At 64.6% G+C, this 21,459-nt stretch carries 12 protein-coding genes; 8 read left to right on the forward strand and 4 right to left on the reverse strand.

Annotated elements, in window-relative coordinates:
• Positions 1 to 97: 97 nt before the first annotated feature.
• From Q0044_RS04325 to Q0044_RS04335, 3 genes are all read right to left on the reverse strand, one after another.
• The gene (locus Q0044_RS04325; protein WP_298160060.1) at positions 98 to 3,028 is read right to left on the reverse strand and encodes a glycoside hydrolase family 31 protein; all 2,931 of its coding nucleotides are present in this window, start codon (positions 3,026 to 3,028) and stop codon (positions 98 to 100) included.
• A gap of 23 nt (positions 3,029 to 3,051) precedes the next feature.
• On the reverse strand, positions 3,052 to 4,704 hold the full coding sequence (locus Q0044_RS04330) for a DUF5597 domain-containing protein (RefSeq protein WP_298160062.1): 1,653 nt from the start codon (positions 4,702 to 4,704) through the stop codon (positions 3,052 to 3,054).
• Positions 4,705 to 4,771: 67 nt separating this feature from the next.
• On the reverse strand, positions 4,772 to 7,702 hold the full coding sequence (locus Q0044_RS04335) for a TonB-dependent receptor (RefSeq protein ID WP_298160064.1): 2,931 nt from the start codon (positions 7,700 to 7,702) through the stop codon (positions 4,772 to 4,774).
• A 238-nt stretch (positions 7,703 to 7,940) separates the two neighbouring features.
• Between Q0044_RS04335 and Q0044_RS04340 the strand changes: the two genes are divergently transcribed.
• Together Q0044_RS04340 and Q0044_RS04345 are read left to right on the forward strand one after the other, a co-directional pair.
• On the forward strand, positions 7,941 to 9,473 hold the full coding sequence (locus Q0044_RS04340; protein ID WP_298160066.1) for a tryptophan halogenase family protein: 1,533 nt from the start codon (positions 7,941 to 7,943) through the stop codon (positions 9,471 to 9,473).
• The gene (locus Q0044_RS04345) at positions 9,470 to 10,978 is read left to right on the forward strand and encodes a tryptophan halogenase family protein (RefSeq protein ID WP_298160069.1); all 1,509 of its coding nucleotides are present in this window, start codon (positions 9,470 to 9,472) and stop codon (positions 10,976 to 10,978) included. The genes Q0044_RS04340 and Q0044_RS04345 overlap by 4 nt, the downstream gene beginning before the upstream one ends.
• 13 nt (positions 10,979 to 10,991) lie before the next feature.
• On the opposite strand, the gene Q0044_RS04350 is transcribed toward Q0044_RS04345, so the two are convergent.
• Positions 10,992 to 12,566 (reverse strand): sodium/sugar symporter, encoded by a 1,575-nt coding sequence (locus tag Q0044_RS04350; protein WP_298160071.1) that lies wholly within the window; start codon positions 12,564 to 12,566, stop codon positions 10,992 to 10,994.
• A 183-nt stretch (positions 12,567 to 12,749) separates the two neighbouring features.
• Between Q0044_RS04350 and Q0044_RS04355 the strand changes: the two genes are divergently transcribed.
• The 6 genes from Q0044_RS04355 to Q0044_RS04380 all read left to right on the forward strand — a co-directional run bounded on the left by Q0044_RS04355 (position 12,750) and on the right by Q0044_RS04380 (position 21,402).
• On the forward strand, positions 12,750 to 13,523 hold the full coding sequence (locus tag Q0044_RS04355; protein ID WP_298160073.1) for an IclR family transcriptional regulator: 774 nt from the start codon (positions 12,750 to 12,752) through the stop codon (positions 13,521 to 13,523).
• A 103-nt stretch (positions 13,524 to 13,626) separates the two neighbouring features.
• A complete protein-coding gene (locus Q0044_RS04360; protein ID WP_298160075.1) occupies positions 13,627 to 14,373 on the forward strand; it encodes an SDR family NAD(P)-dependent oxidoreductase in 747 nt (248 codons plus the stop codon).
• Positions 14,373 to 16,169 carry an IlvD/Edd family dehydratase gene (locus Q0044_RS04365; RefSeq protein ID WP_298160078.1) on the forward strand — a complete coding sequence of 599 codons (1,797 nt, stop codon included), beginning with the start codon at positions 14,373 to 14,375 and terminating at the stop codon, positions 16,167 to 16,169. The genes Q0044_RS04360 and Q0044_RS04365 overlap by 1 nt, the downstream gene beginning before the upstream one ends.
• A gap of 56 nt (positions 16,170 to 16,225) precedes the next feature.
• Positions 16,226 to 17,110 (forward strand): 2-dehydro-3-deoxygalactonokinase, encoded by an 885-nt coding sequence (locus Q0044_RS04370; RefSeq protein ID WP_298160080.1) that lies wholly within the window; start codon positions 16,226 to 16,228, stop codon positions 17,108 to 17,110.
• On the forward strand, positions 17,107 to 17,721 hold the full coding sequence (locus tag Q0044_RS04375) for a 2-dehydro-3-deoxy-6-phosphogalactonate aldolase (protein ID WP_298160083.1): 615 nt from the start codon (positions 17,107 to 17,109) through the stop codon (positions 17,719 to 17,721). Before Q0044_RS04370 ends, Q0044_RS04375 begins: the two co-directional genes overlap by 4 nt.
• Before the next feature lie 228 nt (positions 17,722 to 17,949).
• On the forward strand, positions 17,950 to 21,402 hold the full coding sequence (locus tag Q0044_RS04380; protein ID WP_298160086.1) for a TonB-dependent receptor domain-containing protein: 3,453 nt from the start codon (positions 17,950 to 17,952) through the stop codon (positions 21,400 to 21,402).
• The last annotated feature ends 57 nt before the right edge of the window (positions 21,403 to 21,459 follow it).

A 21,459-nucleotide genomic window follows, 5' to 3' on the forward strand; every position in this document is an offset into this window, starting at 1 on the left:
CTCATCATCGGCAAGGCAGCACCGGTTCGGATGTAACCGCACCCGGACCCGTGGCTCTCTGGACCGCCCCGATCGCCCGGGACGGGGGATACGGGGCCTAGCGCCGAATCTCGACAGCCTGACCCGTGTACTGGATTGTCCGGGCCGGGGCGGCGTCGAAATCGCCGACATCCGCACCGGGCCCGCTGACAAAGCGCACATGGATCGTGCGGTTCGCAGGCATGGTCGGATAGGATCCGGTGCGCGCGCCGATGGTCAGAACGCCGGTGGCATCGTTCCAGCTCATGGGAATGTTCGAGAACTCGCCCCGTTCATAGGCGTAGGTCGTGCCCTGATCTTCATACAGGGAGAATGTCCCGTCAGCGCCGGTGTAGATCACCAGCGTCAGCGGCCCGTCCAGCTTCTCGGCCGTGTACTGGATCGCCGGCCCGGTGGGCAGGATGGAGCCGGCGCGGACGAAGACCGGGATCTTGTCCACGGCCGCCTGGACCGTCACCGACTGGCCGCCTGCGTATTTCTGGCCCGTCAGCATGTCGTACCAGTCGGCGCCTTCGGGGAAATAGACCGACCGGTTGCGCGCCCGGTATTCGGTGACCGGCGCCACCAGCAGGGCCTTGCCGAACAGATACTGGTCGTTGATGTCGCGCGCTTTCAGATCGTTCGGGAAGTCCATCATCAGGCCGCGCATGATGGTGGCGTCGTGCTGATAGACGTCCCCGGCCAGGCTGTAGATGTAAGGCATCAGCCGGTAGCGGGTGCGCATCTGCCCGGCATAGGCGTCGAACAGGGGCGTACCCGGCCGGGCCAGGTTGTAGACCTCGCGCAGCGGGAACTCGCCGTGCGAACGGAACACCGGCGACCAGGCGCCGAACTGGAACCAGCGCAGGTTCAGCTCATCCCATTCGGCCTGGTCCTCGGGCTTCATCCCCGCCGGATTGGAATAGCGCGCCTCGACCGAAAAGCCGCCGATGTCGTGGGTCCAGTTCGCAATTCCGGACAGGCCCGTGTTGACGCCCGCTGAAATCTGGTCGCGCAGATTGTCCCACCGCGCCACGACGTCGCCCGACCACAGGGTCGAACCGGTCCGTTGCAACCCGCCCCAGGCCGAACGGGTCAGGATGTAGGTCCGCTCGTCGTCTTTCTCCTCGCGGAAGCGGCGATAGACGTTCTCGGCGTTCACCAGCGGATAGGAGTTGAATACATAGGCTCCCGGCCCGACCGCTGTCGGCCCCATCCGCAGGGTTCGCTCGGGGATATCGAGGTTGGAGTGCATGTCCGGTTCGACCGAATCCAGCCACCAGCCGTCGAAATCCATGCCCCGGAAGCTGTCGGAGATCTGCTGCCAGTACAGGTCGCGGGCCGCCGGCAGATAAGGGTCATAGAAGCTGTTGGCATAGCCAGGCCCGACCCAGTCGCGGGCCCCCGCCTCGACGTTGCGGGTATACATGCCGCCGATGGCGTCCAGTTCCTTGTAGTGGTCGGTCGTCGGATAGAATTTCGGCCAGACCGAGATGATGATGTTGGCGTTCATGCCGTGGACGTCGGCCACCATTCGGGCCGGATCGGGATAGCGCGCCGGATCGAAGTCGTGCGAGCCCCAGGCGTTCTCGGGCCAGTAGAACCAGTCCTGGACCACGTTATCAATCGGCAGGCCCAGCTCGCGATAGCGACGCACCACCCCGACGACCTCGTCCTGGGTGCTGTAGCGCTGGCGGCTCTGCCAGAAGCCATAGGCCCAGCGTGGCAACATCACCGACTTGCCCGTCAGGCCGCGGTAGCCGGAGATGACCTCATCCAGGTTGTCGCCGCCGATATAGAAATAGTCGATCGCATTCCCCGCCTCTGACGCCAGGCTGAGGGCGCCCTGATCAGCGGGCGGCAGCGGGTCCATATGGCGCAGGGCGATATAGCCGTCCTCCGGCGTCCATTCGATTCTTATCGAGATCTGCTGCCCCTCCGGCAGATCAACCTGGAAGTCGTGATCGAAAGGGTTCCAGTTCTGGCGCCAGTTATCTTCACGCAGCACGCCGTTGATCCAGACCTTGGTGTAGCCGGAGGAATAGAGACGGAATTTGTGCTCGCCGGCGGTCGAGGCCTCGATCGTGCCTTCCCAGACGACACGGACGCCGGCCTGGCCTGGCCTGCCCATGTCTCCGGTCTGGATCGGCTGGCCGGGCTGGGCCTTGAAGCCCTCGGGCCAGCGCGACCATTCGCGGATGAACTCGTAGTTGACCTCGGATTCCTGGCGCTGAACCTTGAGCTCGTCGCCCTGGTAGTAGCTCGCCGTGAGACCACCAAACCGGCCAGTCGCATCGCGAAGCATCAGCCGCTCACCCAGCATGCCGTAGGGGCGCGGGTCGCCGAAGCGGGTGATGGCATTGGTTTCCCACAGTAGACCGTAGTTGCGGCTGGACACCACGAACGGAATGCCGACGTCCATGTTGTGCTGGGCCAGGGTCACGTCCTGACCCTTGTAGTCCATCACGCCCTGCTGGTGCTGACCCAGGCCGTAGAACGACTCATCTGCGGGGCTTTCCCAAACCTGGCGCGTGGCGAGGAAGCGATGATCGCCTGTCTGATCCTCAACCGTGACGGGGCGCAGTTCACGGCTGCCCGGACGTTCGGCCAGAACCTCCGCGCCGTTCTCGTCAAGAAAGCGCACGGTGCCGGTGACGGTCGAGACCTCGGCGGTCGCCTCGGCGGTGCTGAGGATGATCCGGTCACCCTGCTGGCGGACGTCAAACCGGGTGTCCGTTGAGGGCGTGGCGGTGACCATCAGGCTGGCCGGCAGGTCCAGATCGGCATCCTCGGTGGCCGTGACGCGGATGGTTTCGGGACCATAGACCTCCACCCGGACGCGGCGGGCGGCCCCCTCGGTCGGGGTGACCACGATCCCGGCCGGAATCCGCTCGAAGGCGGCGGCCTGAACCGCGGCGGCGGAGGCAGTGTCCATCAGCCCGACACAGGCGCCGAGCGGCGCAACCGCCATGACGGCGAGGAAAAGACGGCGGGCCAGGGTGGAGGTCATAGGGGCTGCTCGCGGATTCGGGATCAGTAGGTGGCGGTGACGACGCGCAGCAACTGCGTTCGGTCGGTGAAGTTGAGGCCGTAGTCGGTCTGGTCGCCGTTCCAGATGCGCTCGAAGACCCACTGGCCCCGAGCGTCGAAATGCCCTTCCTCGTACCGGACGACCATTCGGCGGCGGCCGTCCGTCGCGGGCTTGGCGGCGAATTCCACGCGGGCATGGTGACCTGTGACGATGAATTCGCCGGGCGCGATCTCGGCGACGATGGCCCCGCCGGTCGGGGTCTCCCGGCCGGGGACCTCGGCGATAGGCCCCAGCCAGGTCCAGTCAGGCTGGCCGAACTGCCAGCGGCGATAGCCGACGGTGACGGTCCAGTCGGCGAAATCGATCGTCTGGGATGTCCGGTCGTCCGGCTCGCTCACCCCCCGTACCCGGCCCTCGAAGGCGGCGCGGGCCCAGATCCGCTGCCAGGGCGCGACCAGCCGATACAGGTCCCGGAACGGCGTCAGGGCCGCCTCATCGACCTTGGCGGCGCCCAGCGGATAGTTGGCATAGCCGGTATAGTCGATGCCGAACGGTGAAAAGCCGATGCCCCCGCGTCCCAGCACGCTGAACAGATAGCGGGCATACATGCGATCATTGCCCGTCTCTGCCACGAACAGGGCGTTGTCGGGCCGGGCGTAACGGTTCAGGTGCCCCTCGTAGGTCACGCTGTCGCGGTTGTAGATGTCGGGGCTGAGGAAATCGATCGCCGGTGCGGCCGCCAGCCAGGCATCAAACACCGGCCAGACCGGGCCGCCCGAGGCGTAACTGGTCGGATCAGGCCGGTTGATCGGGTCCGGCAGGGCCGCGTTCACATACATCGGCAGCGGATATTCACGCTTGCCGGCCTCTGCGACCGTGTTGACGTAGGAGGCGATCGACCAGGCGTGGAAGAACTCGTCGGCCTCCGCTCCGAAGACCTGGGCCCAGGATCCGGCCGACTTGCCGACCCGATCCAGCAAAGGTTGGGGCACAGGGCCGTCAAAGGCGGCCTGTGCTGCGGGCGAATAGTCACGCACCGAGCCATAGGTGCCGACCTCGTTTTCGGGCTGGACCATGATCACGGTCCGCTGGCGCTCATCCACCTGCCGGATGTGGCGCATCAGGGCGGCGAAGGCACGGGCGTCAGCCGCCAGTGTCTCTCCGCCATAGGGCGACAGGGCATAGCTTTCACTGCCGTCGGAGCGGATCAACAGCGGGAACCGTTCCGGGTTCAGCTTGACCCAGGCGGGGGCGTATTTCGGCGCGGTGTTCTTCCAGGTGGCGAACCACAGGAAGACGACGCGCATGTCGTTCTCGCGCGCCTGCTGGATAGCGTGATCGACGAAGGAAAAATCAAAGCGGCCCTCCTCCGGCTCGACCTGTTCCCAGGCGATCGGGATCTGGACTGTGTTGGCGCCGATATGACGAAGGGCCGGCCAGGCCTCCGCGAGCGGTGCTGGATAGTTGGACGAGTTGTTGACCTGACCGCCAAGGATCAGGAACGGAGCGCCATCAACAAACAGGGCCTGACGACCATCCTGTTCGACAAGACGCGGAATTGGGGCCTGGGCGGCGGCGACACCGGGACCGGCCGCCAACAGGATCAACCCCGCCGTTGCGGACGCAATCCATCTGCCGATGCGCGATACGCCCATCGTCTTCCTCCAACGCCAGGCAAAAGAAGGGGGACGACCCTTTCGGATCGTCCCCGGTTACGCTTGATCAGAAGGCGGCGCGCAACACCACAGCGACGCGACGGTCGGTATCCACCCAGTTGTAGGGCGGCTTGCGGGTCTCGTTGCCGACCTTCAGCACCGTCCGTTCATTCAGGATGTTGGTGGACTGGATGCCGATCTTCAGATCATCAGTGATGTTGTAGAAGATCGAACCGTCCAGCTGGCCGTAGTCGCTGGCCCAGACCGGGGCGTTTACGTTCGCGGCCGAAGTGGTCAGGAGATACTCCTCACGCCAGTTGTAAGCCAACCGCGCAGAGACGCCGAAGCGCTCGTAGAGCAGGGCGGCATTGTAGCTGGTGCGCGACATGCCCTCGAGCGGCAACGGGTCGGCCGAGGCCGAATTCTGGAGAGGATCCAGGATGTTCTGGCTGGTGTTCCGGCCGCCGCTGCTGTCGATGTAGGTAAAGTTGCCCTGGAAACCGAGGCCGCTGAACACGCCCGGCAGGAAGTCGAAGAACTGCTGGTACGCCAGTTCGAACCCGTCGACCGTGCCTTCGTCGCCATTGGTGTAGCGGGTCAGCACGAAGGGATATGTGACCCCGCCGTTGGTGATGCTGACCGTCTCGGTGCCGGTAAAGATGTAGTCGCTGATGTCCTTGTGGAACGCCGCGAAGGTCACGCTGCCGGTCGGTGCGAAATACCATTCGAGGCTGAGATCGAAGTTGTTGGACTTGATCGGCTTCAGGGTCGGATTTCCGCCGACACCGGTAAAGGGCGTGGTCGGGTTCAGCGTGAAGCCATCCGGCTGGAAGTTGATCGACAGATTGGTGAAGGGCTGGAGCTGATACATCTCCGGCCGGACCATGGCCTGCGACGCGGCCAGACGAAGCTGCAGGTCGTCGTCCAGGAAGACCCTCAGGTTCAGGCTGGGCAGATAGTTGGTATAACTGGTGCTGACGTCCTGACCGTCGAGAGACCCGCCTCTCGAGAACTGGACGGCCCGGTTGAAGGCCGTGCAGCTGGCGGTCGTCGGACAGGCTCCGGCGATGACAGGCAGGGTGGTGACCGTGTTGGTCTCCGTCGTGGTCTCAACGACCCGCAGCCCCAGGTTACCGTCGAAGGTCTTGCCGAACAGGGCGTTTTCAGCGCCGAACCGGGCATAGACGAAGGCGGCCTCGGTCTTCTCGGTCAGTTCGGTGATACCTCCGTTGCCGCCACCCAGACGATAGCTCTCGTAGTCGTCCGAAAGGGGCGACCAGCCCCAGCCAGAGGACTGGGTGTTGCGCAGGATGTCATAGGCATAGGCCGTGCCGTTGCTGACAAGATCGGCGGTCGGGAACCATGCCACGCCAGGGACCGGCGCGTCGCCTCGGAAGAAATTGTTGAAGCTGTAGAGTTCGGACGCGCCCGGCAGACGCGGATCCTGCCGGCCGCCCGGGAAGCCGGTCTGATCGAGGAAGACCGTGGCGCCGCCGCCATTGCCCCAGTACTGGTTGGACAGCAGACCCCAGTTATAGCCCGTCTGGCGATTGGTGTAGTTCTTCTCGGTCCCGCGAATGCCGAAGGAGACCGACTTGAACAGGCTGCCTTCCTCGAAGTCGTAGGAGGCGTCGAGGCGAGCAGCCACCTCGTCGGCTTCGTTGTCCTCGATATGGTCCATCGCCGCCGCCCACCAGTAGGCGGACTGCCGGCTGGTGGTGCCTCCGGTCGAGGTGACGGTCGGCAGGTCGCCGTCGATCGTGATGCTGAGGTCCGGACGGTTGGCCAATTGAGTGAAGGCCGTCATCGAATAGATTTCAGCCGTGGACTTCACGTACTGCAGGTCGCCGCTGAAGGACCAGGCCGAGTCCGGATCGTAGCGGAAGCCCAGCGAGACCTCGCCGGTTCGCTTGGTGTCGTCGCCGACGCGCGTGTCGGTGTTGTAGTTCGCCTGCCGAACGGTGCCGCCGATGAAGACGTCCTCGTCATTGTAGCGGAAGCTGCTGTTCGGCGAGGAGACGCTCTCGGTGCCGAGCGCGCGCTCGATATTGTAGGCATCCGCCTGGGAGCCCAGGGCCTGCAGGGTGAACAACAGATCATCGTTGGGACGCCACTGAGCAGCCAGGGCGACGGCGGTACGCTCCTGCTCCCAGTCGATCGTGCGCCAGCCGAGATATTTCGGAACATAGACCGTGGTGCCGACGGAGGCCGATCGGTCCGTTGGTGCGTTGCCGGCATCGAGGACGACGGGGTCGTAGCGGTCGACCGAGATGGAATCCGTGCGGTTGCCGACGTTCGAGACGCTGATGTTGGCCAGCAGACCGATCTCGCCGATGCCGGTATCCCAACGGTCGGAGGCAATGGCGCTGCCTGACCAGAAGCCGCGCTCGGAAAGGTCGCCGTAGTTGTAGTCGGCGTTGACAGCCAGCAGACGGTCCGAGTTGTCGAACGGAACGCGGGTGCGCAGGTTGATCGTGCCGGCGATCCCGCCCTCGATCATGTTGGCGGCCACGTTCTTGTACACGTCCACGCCGGCCAGCAGGTCAGCCGAAACGTCTTCAAAGCTCAAGCCACGGCCGTTGGACGCCGAGAAGATGTCGCGACCGTTGGTTTCAGAACGGACCCAGGACAGGCCGCGAACGAACACGCCGCCACCCTCGGCGGCCAGGCGCGCGGGGTCGCGGGCGGCATTGGTGCGCTGAAGCGTCACGCCGGAAATACGCTGGAGCGCCTCGGACACCGAGCGGTCAGGCAGGGCGCCGATATCAACGGCCGTGACCGAGTCGACGATGACTTCGGAGTCCTGCTTGATGGCCTGAGCGGTCCGCAGCTGAGCGCGAATGCCCGTGACCACGACCTCTTCGACCTCGGTCGCCTCCGGGTCCGCAGATGCAGGCGCGGTCTGGGCCAGGGCCGCGACAGGCGTCAGGGCGGCCAGGCTGACCAGGGAAACGCTACACAACAGAGCGAGACGGTGAATTCTGATGGACTTGGACAACGTTGTCCTCCCTGCTTGCGCCCGTCGCTTAAGCGATCTGAGCGCGGCCCTCCCCAATCCGCACATCCACACCCTCGTGGGTCTGTCCGGCATTTCAAGGATGCACAACATTTCATGCGTTGAAAAGCATTTTGTTAGCGCTATCATTCAAAACCGGAGGCCGTAGCTATATGGTCACTGCCGAGAGCCGCAGGCGCCGCTACACAAGGCTGGCCGAGATCCGTTCGAGGAACCAACGATGAACCAGCATTCGCGGATGGTCCGCAGCGTCGTCATCGTCGGTGGGGGAACAGCGGGCTGGATGGCCGCGAGCGCCCTCGCCAGGGCCTTTGCAGAGCCCGGGTCCGATCAGCCGATGCAGATCACCGTTGTGGAATCGGAAACCATAGGCACGGTCGGCGTGGGCGAGGCGACCATCCCCCCCATCCGCAAATTCATCGAGACCATCGGGCTGGACGAGTCGGACTTCATGGCCGCGACGGGTGCGACCATAAAGCTGGGCATCGCCTTTCAGAACTGGTCAGCGCCGAACTCGCGCTACTTTCACGGCTTCGGCGATCACGGACCCGCCGTACGGGGCCAACCCTATCGACAGCATCTGTTCCGCCTGAAGAACGAAGGCCGGATCGAGACCCTGGAACCCTGGTCCGTACCCGGCGTGATGGCTCGCCAGGGTCGGTTCGCACCGCCAGTACAGGACCCTCGCTCAATCCTTTCGGCCTATTCATATGCATTCCATTTCGACGCTGGCCTGTTCGCGCAGCGGCTGCGGAGCCTGGCCGAAGCGGCAGGGGTGGTCCGGATCGAAGGGCGCATCGTCGATGTCGAAGCAGGAGATGGACGGGTCGACGCGATCCGGCTGGACGATGGCCGTCGACTGGATGCGGACCTGTTCATCGACTGCTCGGGCTTTCGGGGCCTGCTCATCGAGGGAGCCTTGAAGGCGGGGTACGAAGACTGGACCCGCTGGCTGCCGTGCGACCGTGCGATCGCCCTGCCCTGCGCTGCAGCAGCCCCGCCTGTTCCATTCACCACCGCAACGGCCATGACGGCCGGCTGGCGCTGGCGCATTCCGCTGCAGCATCGTGTGGGCAACGGCTATGTCTATTCCAGCGCCTTCATCGACGACCAGACCGCCCTCGAAGAGCTTCTTCAGGGCGTCGAGGCGCCGCCGGCCGCCGAACCCAACCGCCTCCGCTTCGTCACCGGCCGTCGGCGATCGGCCTGGATGGGCAATGTCGTCTCGCTGGGCCTGGCGTCCGGTTTTCTGGAACCCCTGGAATCGACTAGCATCAACCTGATTCAGACCGGGATCGGCCGCCTGCTGGAACTGTTCCCGGATCGCGACTTCGATCCTGTTCTGATCGCCGAGTACAATCGGCGCACGGCGCAGGAGTTCGAGCGCATTCGGGATTTCATCATCGCCCACTATCATCTTGCGGGCCGGACCGAGGGCGAGTTGTGGCGGCATTGCCGTGAGACGCCGCCGCCCGACACCCTCGCTGCCAAGCTGGACCTGTTCCGGGCGCGGGGCGAGGTGGCGCTGCTGGAAGACGAATCGTTCCGCGAGGATAGCTGGGCCGCCGTGCTGACCGGCCTGGGCGTCTGGCCGAAGCGGGTGTCACCCCTGGTCGAACGCCTCGAGCTGTCCCGGGTCGAGGCCCAGGCCGGCAGGCTGGCGGAACTGATCGGCAAGGCGGTGGCCTCCCTGCCCGACCATCGTGACTATCTGACGGCCCGGAGCGCCGCATCAATGGAGCCCGCCGCATGACGCCCGCCCCCATCCAGCGCATACTGATCGTCGGCGGCGGGACCGCCGGCTGGATGACCGCCGCGGCTCTGGCGCATGTGCTGCGCGGAACCGTGAAGATCGAACTGGTCGAATCCGAAGCCATCGGCACCGTCGGCGTGGGCGAGGCGACGATCCCGCCGATCCTGCTGTTCAATGCCCTGCTGGGCATCAACGAAGACGAGTTCATCCGCGAGACCCAGGCCACGTTCAAACTGGGCATCCAGTTCCGCGACTGGTTCAGGAAGGGTCACGAGTACTTTCACCCGTTCGGCCAGTACGGCACGCGCATCGACGCCGCCGCCTTCCATCAATACTGGCTCCGCCTGCACGACGCGGGACTCGATTCCAGCCTCGACGATTATTCGGTCACCACAGTGGCGGCGCGGATGGGTCGCTTCGCCCGAACGGATCGCGACCCTCGCTCAATCCTCTCGCATATGACGCACGCCTTCCATTTCGACGCCTCTCTCTATGCACGCTTCCTGCGGCGGAGGGCGGAGGCCGCAGGGGTCGTGCGGCACGAGGGACGCATCGCCGATGTGCGCCTGCGCGAAGACGGGTTCATCGACGCGGTCTCTCTGGACGACGGGCGTGTGCTGGCGGCGGACTTCTTCGTCGACTGTTCGGGCTTCCGCGGTCTGCTGATCGAGGGCGCGCTGAAGACCGGTTACGAAGACTGGACTCACTGGCTGCCCTGTGACCGTGCCGTGGCCATGCCCTGCGCCCGGGTCAGCGATCCCACGCCGTATACACGGTCGACCGCACTGGAGGCCGGATGGCAGTGGCGCATCCCGCTGCAGCACCGGACCGGCAATGGCTACGTCTATTGCAGCGAACACATCAGCGACGACGAAGCCCAGGCCCGGGTCCGTGGCAGCCTGGATGGCGAGGTGATGGCCAGCCCGAACTTCCTCCGCTTCACCACCGGACGGCGCAAGAAAGCCTGGAACCGGAACTGCCTCGCGATCGGCCTGTCAGCCGGATTCCTTGAACCGCTGGAATCCACCAGCATTCATCTGATCCAGTCGGGCATCACCAAGTTGCTGCTCAGCTTCCCGGACAGCGCGTTCGCCCAACCGGACATCGACAACTACAACCGGCTGATGCAGACGGAGTTCGAGCGGGTGCGCGATTTCGTGGTCCTGCACTACCACGCGACCGAACGCGACGACACGCCCCTGTGGCGGCATGTGGCGGCGATGGACATCCCCGAGAGCCTGCGCTGGAAAATGGAGCAGTTCCGAACGCGCGGCCGGGTCTTCCGCTACGAGGACGAGCTGTTTCAGGAAACCAGCTGGGTCGCCGTCCTCATGGGCCAGGGCGTCCGGCCCGAGCGCGCCGATCCGATCACCGAGGTGCTGCCGCTGGAGATCACGCGACAACGGCTGCACGACCTTCGCGCTGCGATCCGCCAGGGGGTTGAACGGATGCCGACGCATGAGGGCTTCATCGCCGCCCACTGCAAGGCATCTCCGCTGACCTGATCCCGGTGCGGGCTCACCACCAGATGGCGTAAACCGCGATCAGAAAGGCGATGACGCCCACGCCCGCGATGTTGAAGCCCAGTGTCGTCTTGTAGCTGACGCCGTCCAGACGGATTTGCATTGTCCCTGCCTTTGGCGGGACCAGCAATGAAACGATCACAGCCGCGATCAACGAGATCACGAACACCAGTCCGACCCGGTCCATAAACGGCAGGGTGAACACTCCGGCCTTGTCGAGCCAGAACAGTATACCGGACAGGGCCACTCCGCCGATGGCCGCCGTCAGCGCTCCGGCCTCCGAGGCGCCCTTCCAGAACAGGCCGAGAATGAAGATCACCACGATCGAGGGGGTGAAGAAGCCGGTGAAGTCCTGGATGAACTGGAAGGCCTGCGAAAAGCCGCCCAGCAAGGGCCGCGCCACAAGTATGCCGATCACCATTGCGGCGACGGCCGCGATGCGACCGACGAGGACCAGATGCTGCTCGCTCATTCCCTTGCGGGCCTTGGCGTAGAGATCCAGCGTGAAGATGGTCGAGATCGAGTTCACCTTGGACGCCAGCGAGGCGATGATGGCGGCGATCAGCGCGGCGAAGACCAGTCCCTTCAGACCGACCGGCAAGAGATTCATCATCGTCGGATAGGCCTGATCCGGCTTGTCCAGACCGGGAGCCAGCACCAGGGCCGCCAGGCCCGGCAGGACGATGATGACCGGCATCAGCAGTTTGAGGTAGGCCGCAAAGGCGATGCCGCTCTGGGCCTCGCCGATCGACCTGGCGGCAAGCGCCCGCTGGATGATGTACTGGTTGAAGCCCCAGTAGCTGATGTTCATGACCCACAGCCCGCCGAGCAGGACGGCGATGCCCGGCAGTTCCTTGTAGTGGGGATTGTCCTTCGACAGGATCATGTCGAACTTCTCGGGGAACTCGGCCATCAAGGTGGTGAAACCCGCGATCGGTCCGGAGCCGGCGCCGATCTTGTCGAGGGCGATGAATCCGATGATCAGGCCCCCAAGCACCAGAAGGGTCACCTGAACGATATCGGTCAGCGCGACCGCCTTGAGCCCGCCCCGCAACTGATACAGCAAGGCAAAGGCACCGATGGCGATGATGGCGTAGTTCTGGTCGAGACCCGTCACCGTGGCCACGGCGATGGAGCCAAGCCACAGGATGGAGGTCACGTTCACGAAAACGTAGAGCAGCAGCCAGAACACCGCCATGACGTTGCGGATCGTCGGGCCGTATCGCTGCTGCAGAAACTGCGGCATCGTCGCGATGTCGTTTCGCAGGAAGATCGGCAGGAAGTACTTGCCCACGATCAGCAGCGTCAGCGCGGCCATCCATTCGTAGGACGCTATGCCAAGGCCGATGACATAGCCGGAACCTGACATGCCGATGATCTGTTCGGCGGAAATGTTGGCTGCGATCAGCGACGCGCCAATGGCCCACCACGGCAGGCTCCTGGAGGCCAGGAAATAGTCAGTGGAGGTTGTTCTGGCGCCGCCCCTGTCTCGGGACACCCATTGCGCCAGACCAAAGATGGCGATCCCGTACACGGCCAGAATGGCGAGATCGATACTGGACAAGGACATGGCGGGAGAGCCTCTCTGGTCGTGTTTCCTCGATGGCCTGTTCCGGCTTCTGCGGCCAAGCTAGATCATGTGAAACCGCCGGTCTATTGATTTTCATATGTAGGTCTGATTTTACAGATGGTAACAAACTCCCCAGATTCGTCGGTACGGACTGAAACGGCGCGGATCCCGCAGGAGGCAGGCATGACGGTCCAGGACCCCGCAGACGACAGGAAGTACCGCGCGCCCGCCCTGGAAAAGGGACTGGACGTCCTTGAACTGCTGGCGGCGAACGGCGGGGCCATGACGCCGTCGCAGATGTCGAGCGAACTGAACCGGTCGGTGAGCGAGCTGTTCAGGATGATCCAGGTCCTGGAGTTCCGCCGCTACATCGAACTGACACCAGCCGGTTACTGCCTGTCGAACCGGCTGTTTGTTCTGGGCATGGCCCAGGCGCCGGTGAAGTCACTGACCGAGGCCGCCCTGCCCTATATGCGTGACCTCTCGGCCGTCACGATCCAGTCCTGCCATCTGGTGGTCCAGACCGACGAACAGATTGTGGTGGTGGCCCGGATCGAGGGGCCTGGCGATCTGGGATACTCGGTTCGGCTCGGCTATCGGCGCAACATCATCGACGCCAGTTCCGGCCTGATGTTCTACGGTTGCGCGTCCGAGCAGGGCCGCAGCCGGTTGCGTACACGCCTTTTGGCTCTGCATGGAAAGGCAAGGGTCGCGGACTACGTCGCACGCGCCGAGACGGCGGGCGCCCAGGGATATGTCCGGCGTGAAAGCGATTTCGTGAAAGGTGTGACCGACCTTGTCGCTCCGATCATCGGGGCGGATGGAATCATCGCCACCCTGATCACCCCCTTCATCCAGCGCACCCCGCCCGTTTGCGACGCCGACACAGCACTGACCCACCTGCGTTCGGCCGCACGCGCGATTTCGGCCGAGATGGCTTCAGTGTCCCAACCCTGATCCTGACCATCGTCGTTGACTCGGCGTCCGGCCATCGGCATTTTGCTGACGATACCGCTTTCACGAATGAAATCGCCGTGGATTGCGTCAGTCAGGACTTTGTATGGCCGTCTATCCAGATCTCAACGGCAAGGTGGTGATCGTTACCGGCGGCGCTGGGGGCATCGGCGAAGCCATTGTCCGCGCGTTCGCAGGTCAGGGCGCCCGCGTCGGTGTTCTGGACATCGATACGGTAGCGGGCGAGCGCCTCAGGGCTGAGCTCGGCGATGCGATCCTCTTCGTGACCTGCGACGTCACGGATATCGCAGGACTGAAGACTGCGATCGGTGCCGTGCGCCAGACATTCGGACCCATCGACTGCCTCATCAACAATGCGGCTCATGACGAGCGCCACCAGACGCTGGAGGTCACGGAAGCGTACTGGGACGGGCGGATCGCCGTAAACCTCAAGCACCAGTTCTTCGCTGCACAGGCCGTCCTGCCTGACATGATGGCGAAGGGCGGCGGTGCGATCGTCAACCTCGGCTCGTGTTCGTGGATCATCGGGCAAGGCGGCATGGCGGCCTATACGGCGTCGAAGTCGGCCGTGCTGGGACTGACCCGGTCGTTGGCGCGAGATTTCGGCGAGCACGGGGTGCGGGTCAACGCCGTGGCACCAGGCTGGATCATGACGGCACGCCAGCTGGAACTCTGGGTCACGCCAGAGACCGAGAAAAGCATCTACGAGAACCAGTGCCTCAAGCGGCGGCTGGTCCCTGACGACGTGGCCCGCATGGTCGTCTTCCTGTGTTCGGAAGACGCTTCGGCCATCACCAACCAACACCACATCGTCGACGGCGGCTGGAACTGATGACGGATCAATCTACCAAGCCCCTGAGGTCGCGCGCCTGGTTCGACAATCCGTCCAATCCGGACATGACGGCCCTCTATCTGGAGCGCTATCTGAACTATGGGCTGACTCTGGAAGAGCTGCGCTCGGGCAAGCCGATCATCGGCATCGCCCAGACGGGTTCGGACCTGTCGCCGTGCAATCGCCATCACCTCGAACTGGCCAAACGGGTGCGCGAGGGCATCCGGGAAGCCGGCGGAATCTGCATCGAGTTCCCGGTTCACCCGATCCAGGAAACCGGCAAGCGACCGACGGCCGGGCTTGACCGCAACCTGGCCTATATGGGCCTGGTGGAACTGCTCTACGGCTATCCGATCGACGGGGTGGTCCTGACGATCGGTTGCGACAAGACCACGCCCGCCTGTCTCATGGCGGCCGCCACCGTCGACATCCCCGCCATCGCCCTGTCGGTCGGGCCGATGCTGAACGGCTGGCACAAGGGCGAGCGCGTCGGCTCGGGCTCCATCATCTGGAAGGCCCGCGAAATGATGGCGGCGGGCGAGCTGGACTACGAAGGCTTCATCGATCTCGTGGCGACCTCGGCCCCGTCGGTCGGCTACTGCAACACCATGGGTACGGCCTCGACCATGAACAGCCTGGCCGAGGCCCTGGGCATGTCCCTGCCCGGCTCGGCGGCCATCCCGGCTCCCTATCGTGAACGGCCCCAGGTCGCCTACCAGACCGGCCTTCGGATCGTGGAGATGGTACGCGAGAACCTGAAGCCCTCGACCATCCTCACACGGCAGGCGTTCGAGAACGCCATCGTGGTCAACTCGGCCATCGGCGGCTCGACCAATGCACCGGTGCACATCGTCGCCCTGGCGCGCCATGTCGGCATCGACCTGCCGCTCAAGACCTTTGAAACCATCGGTCACAAGGTGCCGCTGCTGGTGAACATGCAGCCCGCCGGCGCCTATCTGGGCGAGGACTTCCATCAGGCGGGCGGGGTGCCGGCGGTCGTCGCCGAACTGATGCGCCATGGCCTGATCCACGAAGATGCCCTGACCGTGAACGGCCGCAGCATCGGCGACAACTGTCGCACGGCCGAGGTCGTGCTGCCCGACGTGATCCGCAGCTTCGACACGGCCCTGGTTCAGGATGCGGGGTTCCTGATCCTGTCGGGCAATGTGTTCGACAGCGCGGTGATGAAGACCAGCGTGATCGGTCCGGAGTTCCGCGCCCGTTACCTGTCGGACCCGGCCAGCCCGAACGCCTTCGAAGGCGTCGTCGTGGTGTTCGACGGCCCCGAAGACTACCACAGGCGCATCGACGACGACGCCGAGGGCATCACGGTCGACAGCATCCTGGTCATGCGCGGTTCCGGCCCGGTCGGCCATCCGGGCGCGGCAGAGGTCGTCAACATGCGGCCGCCCGCGAGCCTGATCACCCAGGGCATCACCGGCCTGCCCTGTATCGGCGACGGGCGGCAGTCCGGGACTTCGGCATCGCCGTCGATCCTGAACGCCTCGCCGGAGGCGGCGACGGGCGGAAACATCGCCTTGCTGAGAAACGGCGACCGGATCCGGGTTGATCTGGGCGCCGGGCGTGTAGACGTGCTCATCAGCGACGATGAACTGGCGTCCCGGCGCAGGGCGCTGGACGCCTCAGGCGGTTATCCGTACCCGGCCTCGCAGACGCCCTGGCAAGAGTTCCAGCGGAGCATGGTGGGCGAACTGGAGACCGGGGCGGTGCTGGAGCCGGCGGTGAAGTATCACCGCATCGTCGATACGCTCGGCCCGCCGCGCGATAACCACTGACCATGCCGCGACCGTCACTGACCGGCCGGGCAGGCCCGGGCACAAAACCCGTCTAGATGGACACCGCCGCCTTCATCGGGATCGACTGGGGCACAACCAACCTCCGCGGCTGGTTGGTCGATAGCGCAGGCACACCGCTCGACAGCCGCTCGTCCGGCGACGGCATGGGAGGGCTCGCCGCGACCCGGTTCCCTGACGCGCTGGACCGACTGACGTCCGGATGGCCTGACCTGCCCATACTGGCCTGCGGCATGGTCGGCGCGCGCCAGGGCTGGATCGAGGCGCCCTATGTGCCATCGCCGGCCTCGGCCGCCACCCTGGCCGAAGGTCTGGTCAGTGCGCCGGGCCGGACCGATGTCCTGATCGTGCCCGGGGTGGCGATGCACGACGGAGCGGGCAGACTTGTCGATGTCATGCGGGGCGAGGAGACCCAGGCCGTGGGCGTGGCGGCGGGCGACGACAAACTGCTGATCTGCCCCGGCACCCACAGCAAATGGATCGAGACGCGGCAAGGCCAGGTCCGGGGTTTTCAGACCTTCATGACCGGCGAACTGAATGCTCTCCTCGGCCGACAGTCGGTGCTAAGACACTCAGTCGCCGCCGAAGCGTCCCAAAGTCCGGCCTTCACAGCGGCGGTACAAGAGATGCTGGACGGGGCCTCGCTTGGAGGGGCCTTGTTCTCCATCCGTGTCGGCGGTCTCGACGGACGTCTGTCGCCGCAAGACGCCGCCTCGCGCCTGTCAGGCCTGATCATCGGCAGCGAGGTCGCGGACGGGGTCGCACGTTTCGGCATCCGCCCCGTCTCCCTCATCGGCGATCAGGCGCTCAGCGCCTTTTACGCCTCCGCCCTTGCGACCGCAGGCTATACGGAGCTCGAATTCCTGGACGCCGCCCTGGCCGTTTGCAGGGGTCTTGCTCGCATCCGGAGGTCCGGGCCATGATTCACCGCCATCTTGAAACCCTGCCCCTGATAGCCATCCTGCGCGGCCTCAGGCCGGACGAGGCCATTGAGATAGGTGAGGCTCTGTTCGCCGCGGGTTTCCGGTGCCTTGAGGTGCCTTTGAACTCGCCCAGCCCGCTCGAGAGCATCGCGCGGCTCGCGGCCCGGTTCGGCGATGAGATGCTGGTCGGCGCCGGGACAGTGCTGACCCCGGCGGCGGTCGATGACGTCAAGTCCGCCGGCGGAACCCTCATCATTTCGCCCAACGCGAACCCCGCCGTCATCGCCCATACAAAGGCGCAGGGCCTTGTCAGCCTTCCCGGCGTATTCACGCCGACCGAAGCGTTCGCCGCGCTCGAAACCGGAGCGGACGGGTTGAAACTCTTTCCCGCCGAAGTCGCAGGTGTGGCGGGGCTCAAGGCCATGATGGCGGTTCTGCCCCGGACGACGCAGGTCTATGCGGTGGGCGGCATCGATCCAGCCTCGATCCGTGCCTGGCGCGTCGCCGGCGCTGCCGGATTTGGCATAGGCTCGGCGCTCTATCATCCGGGAGCCAGTGCGACGGAAGTCGAACATGCAGGAAGGCTCTTCATAGGCGCGATGTCAGCCTGACCCGTTAGCACACGACGGATAGCGCACAGGCGTGGCGCGCCTTGGACCATGTCCGCTCGCTTCGACCGACGACGTTCGGCCTATTGCAGTCGCAGAATTATCATACTAAATCGAACACCAAGCGAGCTGATTGCCCGGCGTGAATGACACCGGTATCATTGTTGCGATTTTGGCCGAAGGGCCGGTCCAGATCCCGTCAGAGGGTCGGACAGGGGAGGTATGAAAACCATGACGACGCCACAGCTGCGCAATCTGCGCACCGCCGCATCCGCCGGCGTTCTTCTGTTCACCCTCGCCGCCACAGGCGGGGCCTGGGCCCAGACCTCCCCTGCGGCGCCCCCGCAAGATCCGGCGGACGAAGCGTCCCAGGTCGATGAGATCGTCGTGACAGGGTTTCGTCTTTCGCTGCGCAGCGCTCTGAGCACCAAGCGCAACGCGAACGTGATGGTGGACGCCATCAACGCAGAGGACATCGCGGATTTCCCTGACGCCAACCTGGCCGAGTCGCTTCAACGCCTTCCCGGTGTCTCCATCGACCGGGACAATGGTGAAGGCCGGACGATCACCGTTCGTGGTCTGGGCAGCGATTTCACCCGGGTGCGCCTGAACGGCGTCGAGGCCCTCTCGACGGCCGGTGCCAGCATCTCCGGCGACAACCCCAACCGCGGCCGCGGCTTCGATTTCAATACCTTCGCGTCGGAGCTGTTCAACTCGCTCAAGGTGCAGAAGACCGCATCGGCGGAAACAGAGGAAGGCTCCCTCGGCGCGACGGTGGATCTCCAGACCGGTCGGCCGTTCGACTTCTCCGGCCCGCGGCTCGGCCTGTCGATGCAGGACGCCTACTATGAGAACGGCGAGACCCACAATCCGCGCGTGGCCGCCTTGGTCTCGGACCGCTGGAACTTCAATCACCTGGGCGAAATCGGCCTGATCGGTTCGATCGCCTTCAACAAGCGCGACCAGACGGTGGACAGCTACCAGCGTCAGGCCGGTCAGTCGGACTACACCTACCGTGGCGCCACTTTCGCCGGCACGCCCAATATCGCGGCGGGAACCACCATCCTGACCCGCCAGGGCTTTGCCGCCCCGGCCGGAACGCCGTGCAACAACGGCGTCATCCCTGGCGTCAACATCACAAACATCGCGTACTGCGACGCCCTGCGTGGCTCAAACCTGACCGCCTACAACCTGATCAACTCCCCGATCGGGTCAACGCTGCGCAACAACAACGCGACCGGCACTGCGGCCGGCACGACCGTCTCGCCCGGCTCGCTTGTGCGAATTCCCGCCCTGCCGACCATCAACCAGCAGGCGCTGAGCCAGGAGCGGATCGGCATCACCACCGGCTTCCAGTGGCGACCGACCGATCGCACCACGATCGCCATCGACGGTGTCTATTCGAAGCTGGACCAGGTCTCGACCAACTACCAGATCTCCCCTGTCGGCCTGAACCGCAACAATACGCAGGGCGCGGCGGCGCCCGGGACCTATCAACTGGCCAACGCCAATATTGGCGGCACCGCAGCCCAGCGTCGCGGCCTTTACGCCAACTGCACGGCCCGCGCCGAAACGGCGATCCTGGCTGGAATCGACTGCGGTCAGCAGCTGTACGGCTCCACCCCGGTGGCCGGCACCCTGTCAGGCTTCAGCTTCAACCCGAACAACCTCGAGCCGTTCGACTACTACAACAGCCCGACGTCGCGCGGTTACATCAACGACCCGACCGGCCTGGCGCGCCGCTACGATCTGATCGGACGCCCGGGCGTCCGGTTGATGGACGCGGGGCTGAGCGCCAACGGCCAAAACGCCAACTATCTGGTGCTGAGCAATGTCGACATGCGTTCGGCGGCGGACGAGGCGCGCTTCGAGACCGAGTTCCAGCAAGGCACGGTGACCGTCGATCACGAGTTCACCGATACGCTGCGCGTCCGCGCCATCTACGGCGAAAGCAGCTCGATCAATCAGTCGAAAGGCTCGCTGGTCGAGTTCAACCGGCTGAATTCGGGGTCGGGCGCAGCTGGCGACGGCTACTTTGTCTTTGACGACCGTCAGGGCGGCGACATGCCGTCGATCAATTTCGGCTTCGACGTCGCGGACCCGACCAAGTGGGACGTCGTCAAAGGCTTCTCGGCTGTTCGCTACTTCGAGCGGACGGTGGAGAACCGTTACTCGGGCGGGTCACTGGATTTCGCCTGGGATCTGAACGACCAGGTCACGCTCAAGTTCGGCGGGGCCAAGAAGAACTACAGCTTCTTCACGACCGCCCTGCAGCGGGAATCGGCGCGTGAAACGCTGAACCCGAGCCTGCTTGAGGCCGGCGTCAACATCCGGGACATGGGTTCGGTCTATTCCTTCGGACAGGGTCTGGACCTGCCGGCCGGCACGCCGACATCCTTCTTCGCACCCGACCTGGACGCGTTCCGTCGCGTGTTCGACTTCGAGTGCAACTGCGTCAACAAGTGGAATGACTGGCGCATCTCGACCAAGTTCAACTTCGCCCAGACCTTCACGGTCGAGGAAGACGACACCAGCTACTACGCCCAGGCAGACTTCAACCTGCCGATCTTCGGACGGACCCTGCGGGGTAACGCCGGCATCCGCAGGGCGGAAACCGGCCTGACATCGAGCGGCTTCACCAACCGGGGCCGGGCGATCAGCGCGACGAACGACTATGCGAACACCTTGCCGTCAATCAATCTCGCCTACGAGATCGCCGACGACATGATCATCCGCTTCGGCGCCGCCAGCGTCATGGCGCGCCCCCTGCTGGGCAATCTTGCGCCGAGCGTGACCGCCTTCAACGTTCCCAACGGCCTGGGGGCCATCAGTGGCGGAGCGATCACTGTCGGCAACCCGAACCTGAAACCGTTCATGGCGACGAATATGGACCTCAGCTTCGAGTGGTACTTCCAGGAAGACGCGCTGTTCTCGGTCGCTATCTTCGACAAGGATATCTCGTCGTTCCCGCAGACCCTGGTCGGCGACGGTACCCTGAGCTCCATCCTGGCCCCCGAGGCGATCGCAGAACTGCGCGCCGAGTTCGAAGCCATTGTCGCGGACACGACCCAGACCGCAACTGCGCGCCAGAACGCCCAGAACCAGGTCGACTATATCAACGCGGACCGGAGCTTCGGCATCCGTCAGTTCCGTGACGCGCCCGGCGGATACATCCGGGGCGTCGAGGTCAGCTATCAGCAGAACCTGACCTTCCTGCCCTGGTACTTCACCAACCTCGGCATCCAGGCCAACTACACCCACCTCGAATCCGAGCTGAACTACATCCTGACGCCCCAGCCCCTGGTCACCGGCGTGGGACCGTTCACGGGCGCATCGCCCGACGCGTTCAACTTCACCCTGTTCTATGAAGTGCCGAACTTCTCAGCCCGTGTTTCGGCGGCCTATCGCGCAGAGTACGTGACCCAATACCCGATCGCCTCGGGCACGACGGACCCGGGCTTCTCGGACTCGCCTCTGGTCAACGACTTCCTCGGCAGCGAGGAGACACTGAACGTCGACTTCTCGGCCTCTTACAAGCTGACCGACAATATCCGGCTGAACTTCGAGGCGCTGAATCTGACGAACCAGACGACCAACCGTTGGGGCTATGCCGATGACCCGGTGGTGATCAACTACGGATCGACGGGTCGCCAGTTCTTCATCGGCGCCCGCGCCAGCTTCTGACCTTCGGGATCCGCGCCGCCCCGGCGCGGATCCCGGATACCCACTGACAAAGCGCTC

Source organism: Brevundimonas sp. (assembly GCF_027484365.1).
GTDB lineage: Bacteria > Pseudomonadota > Alphaproteobacteria > Caulobacterales > Caulobacteraceae > Brevundimonas.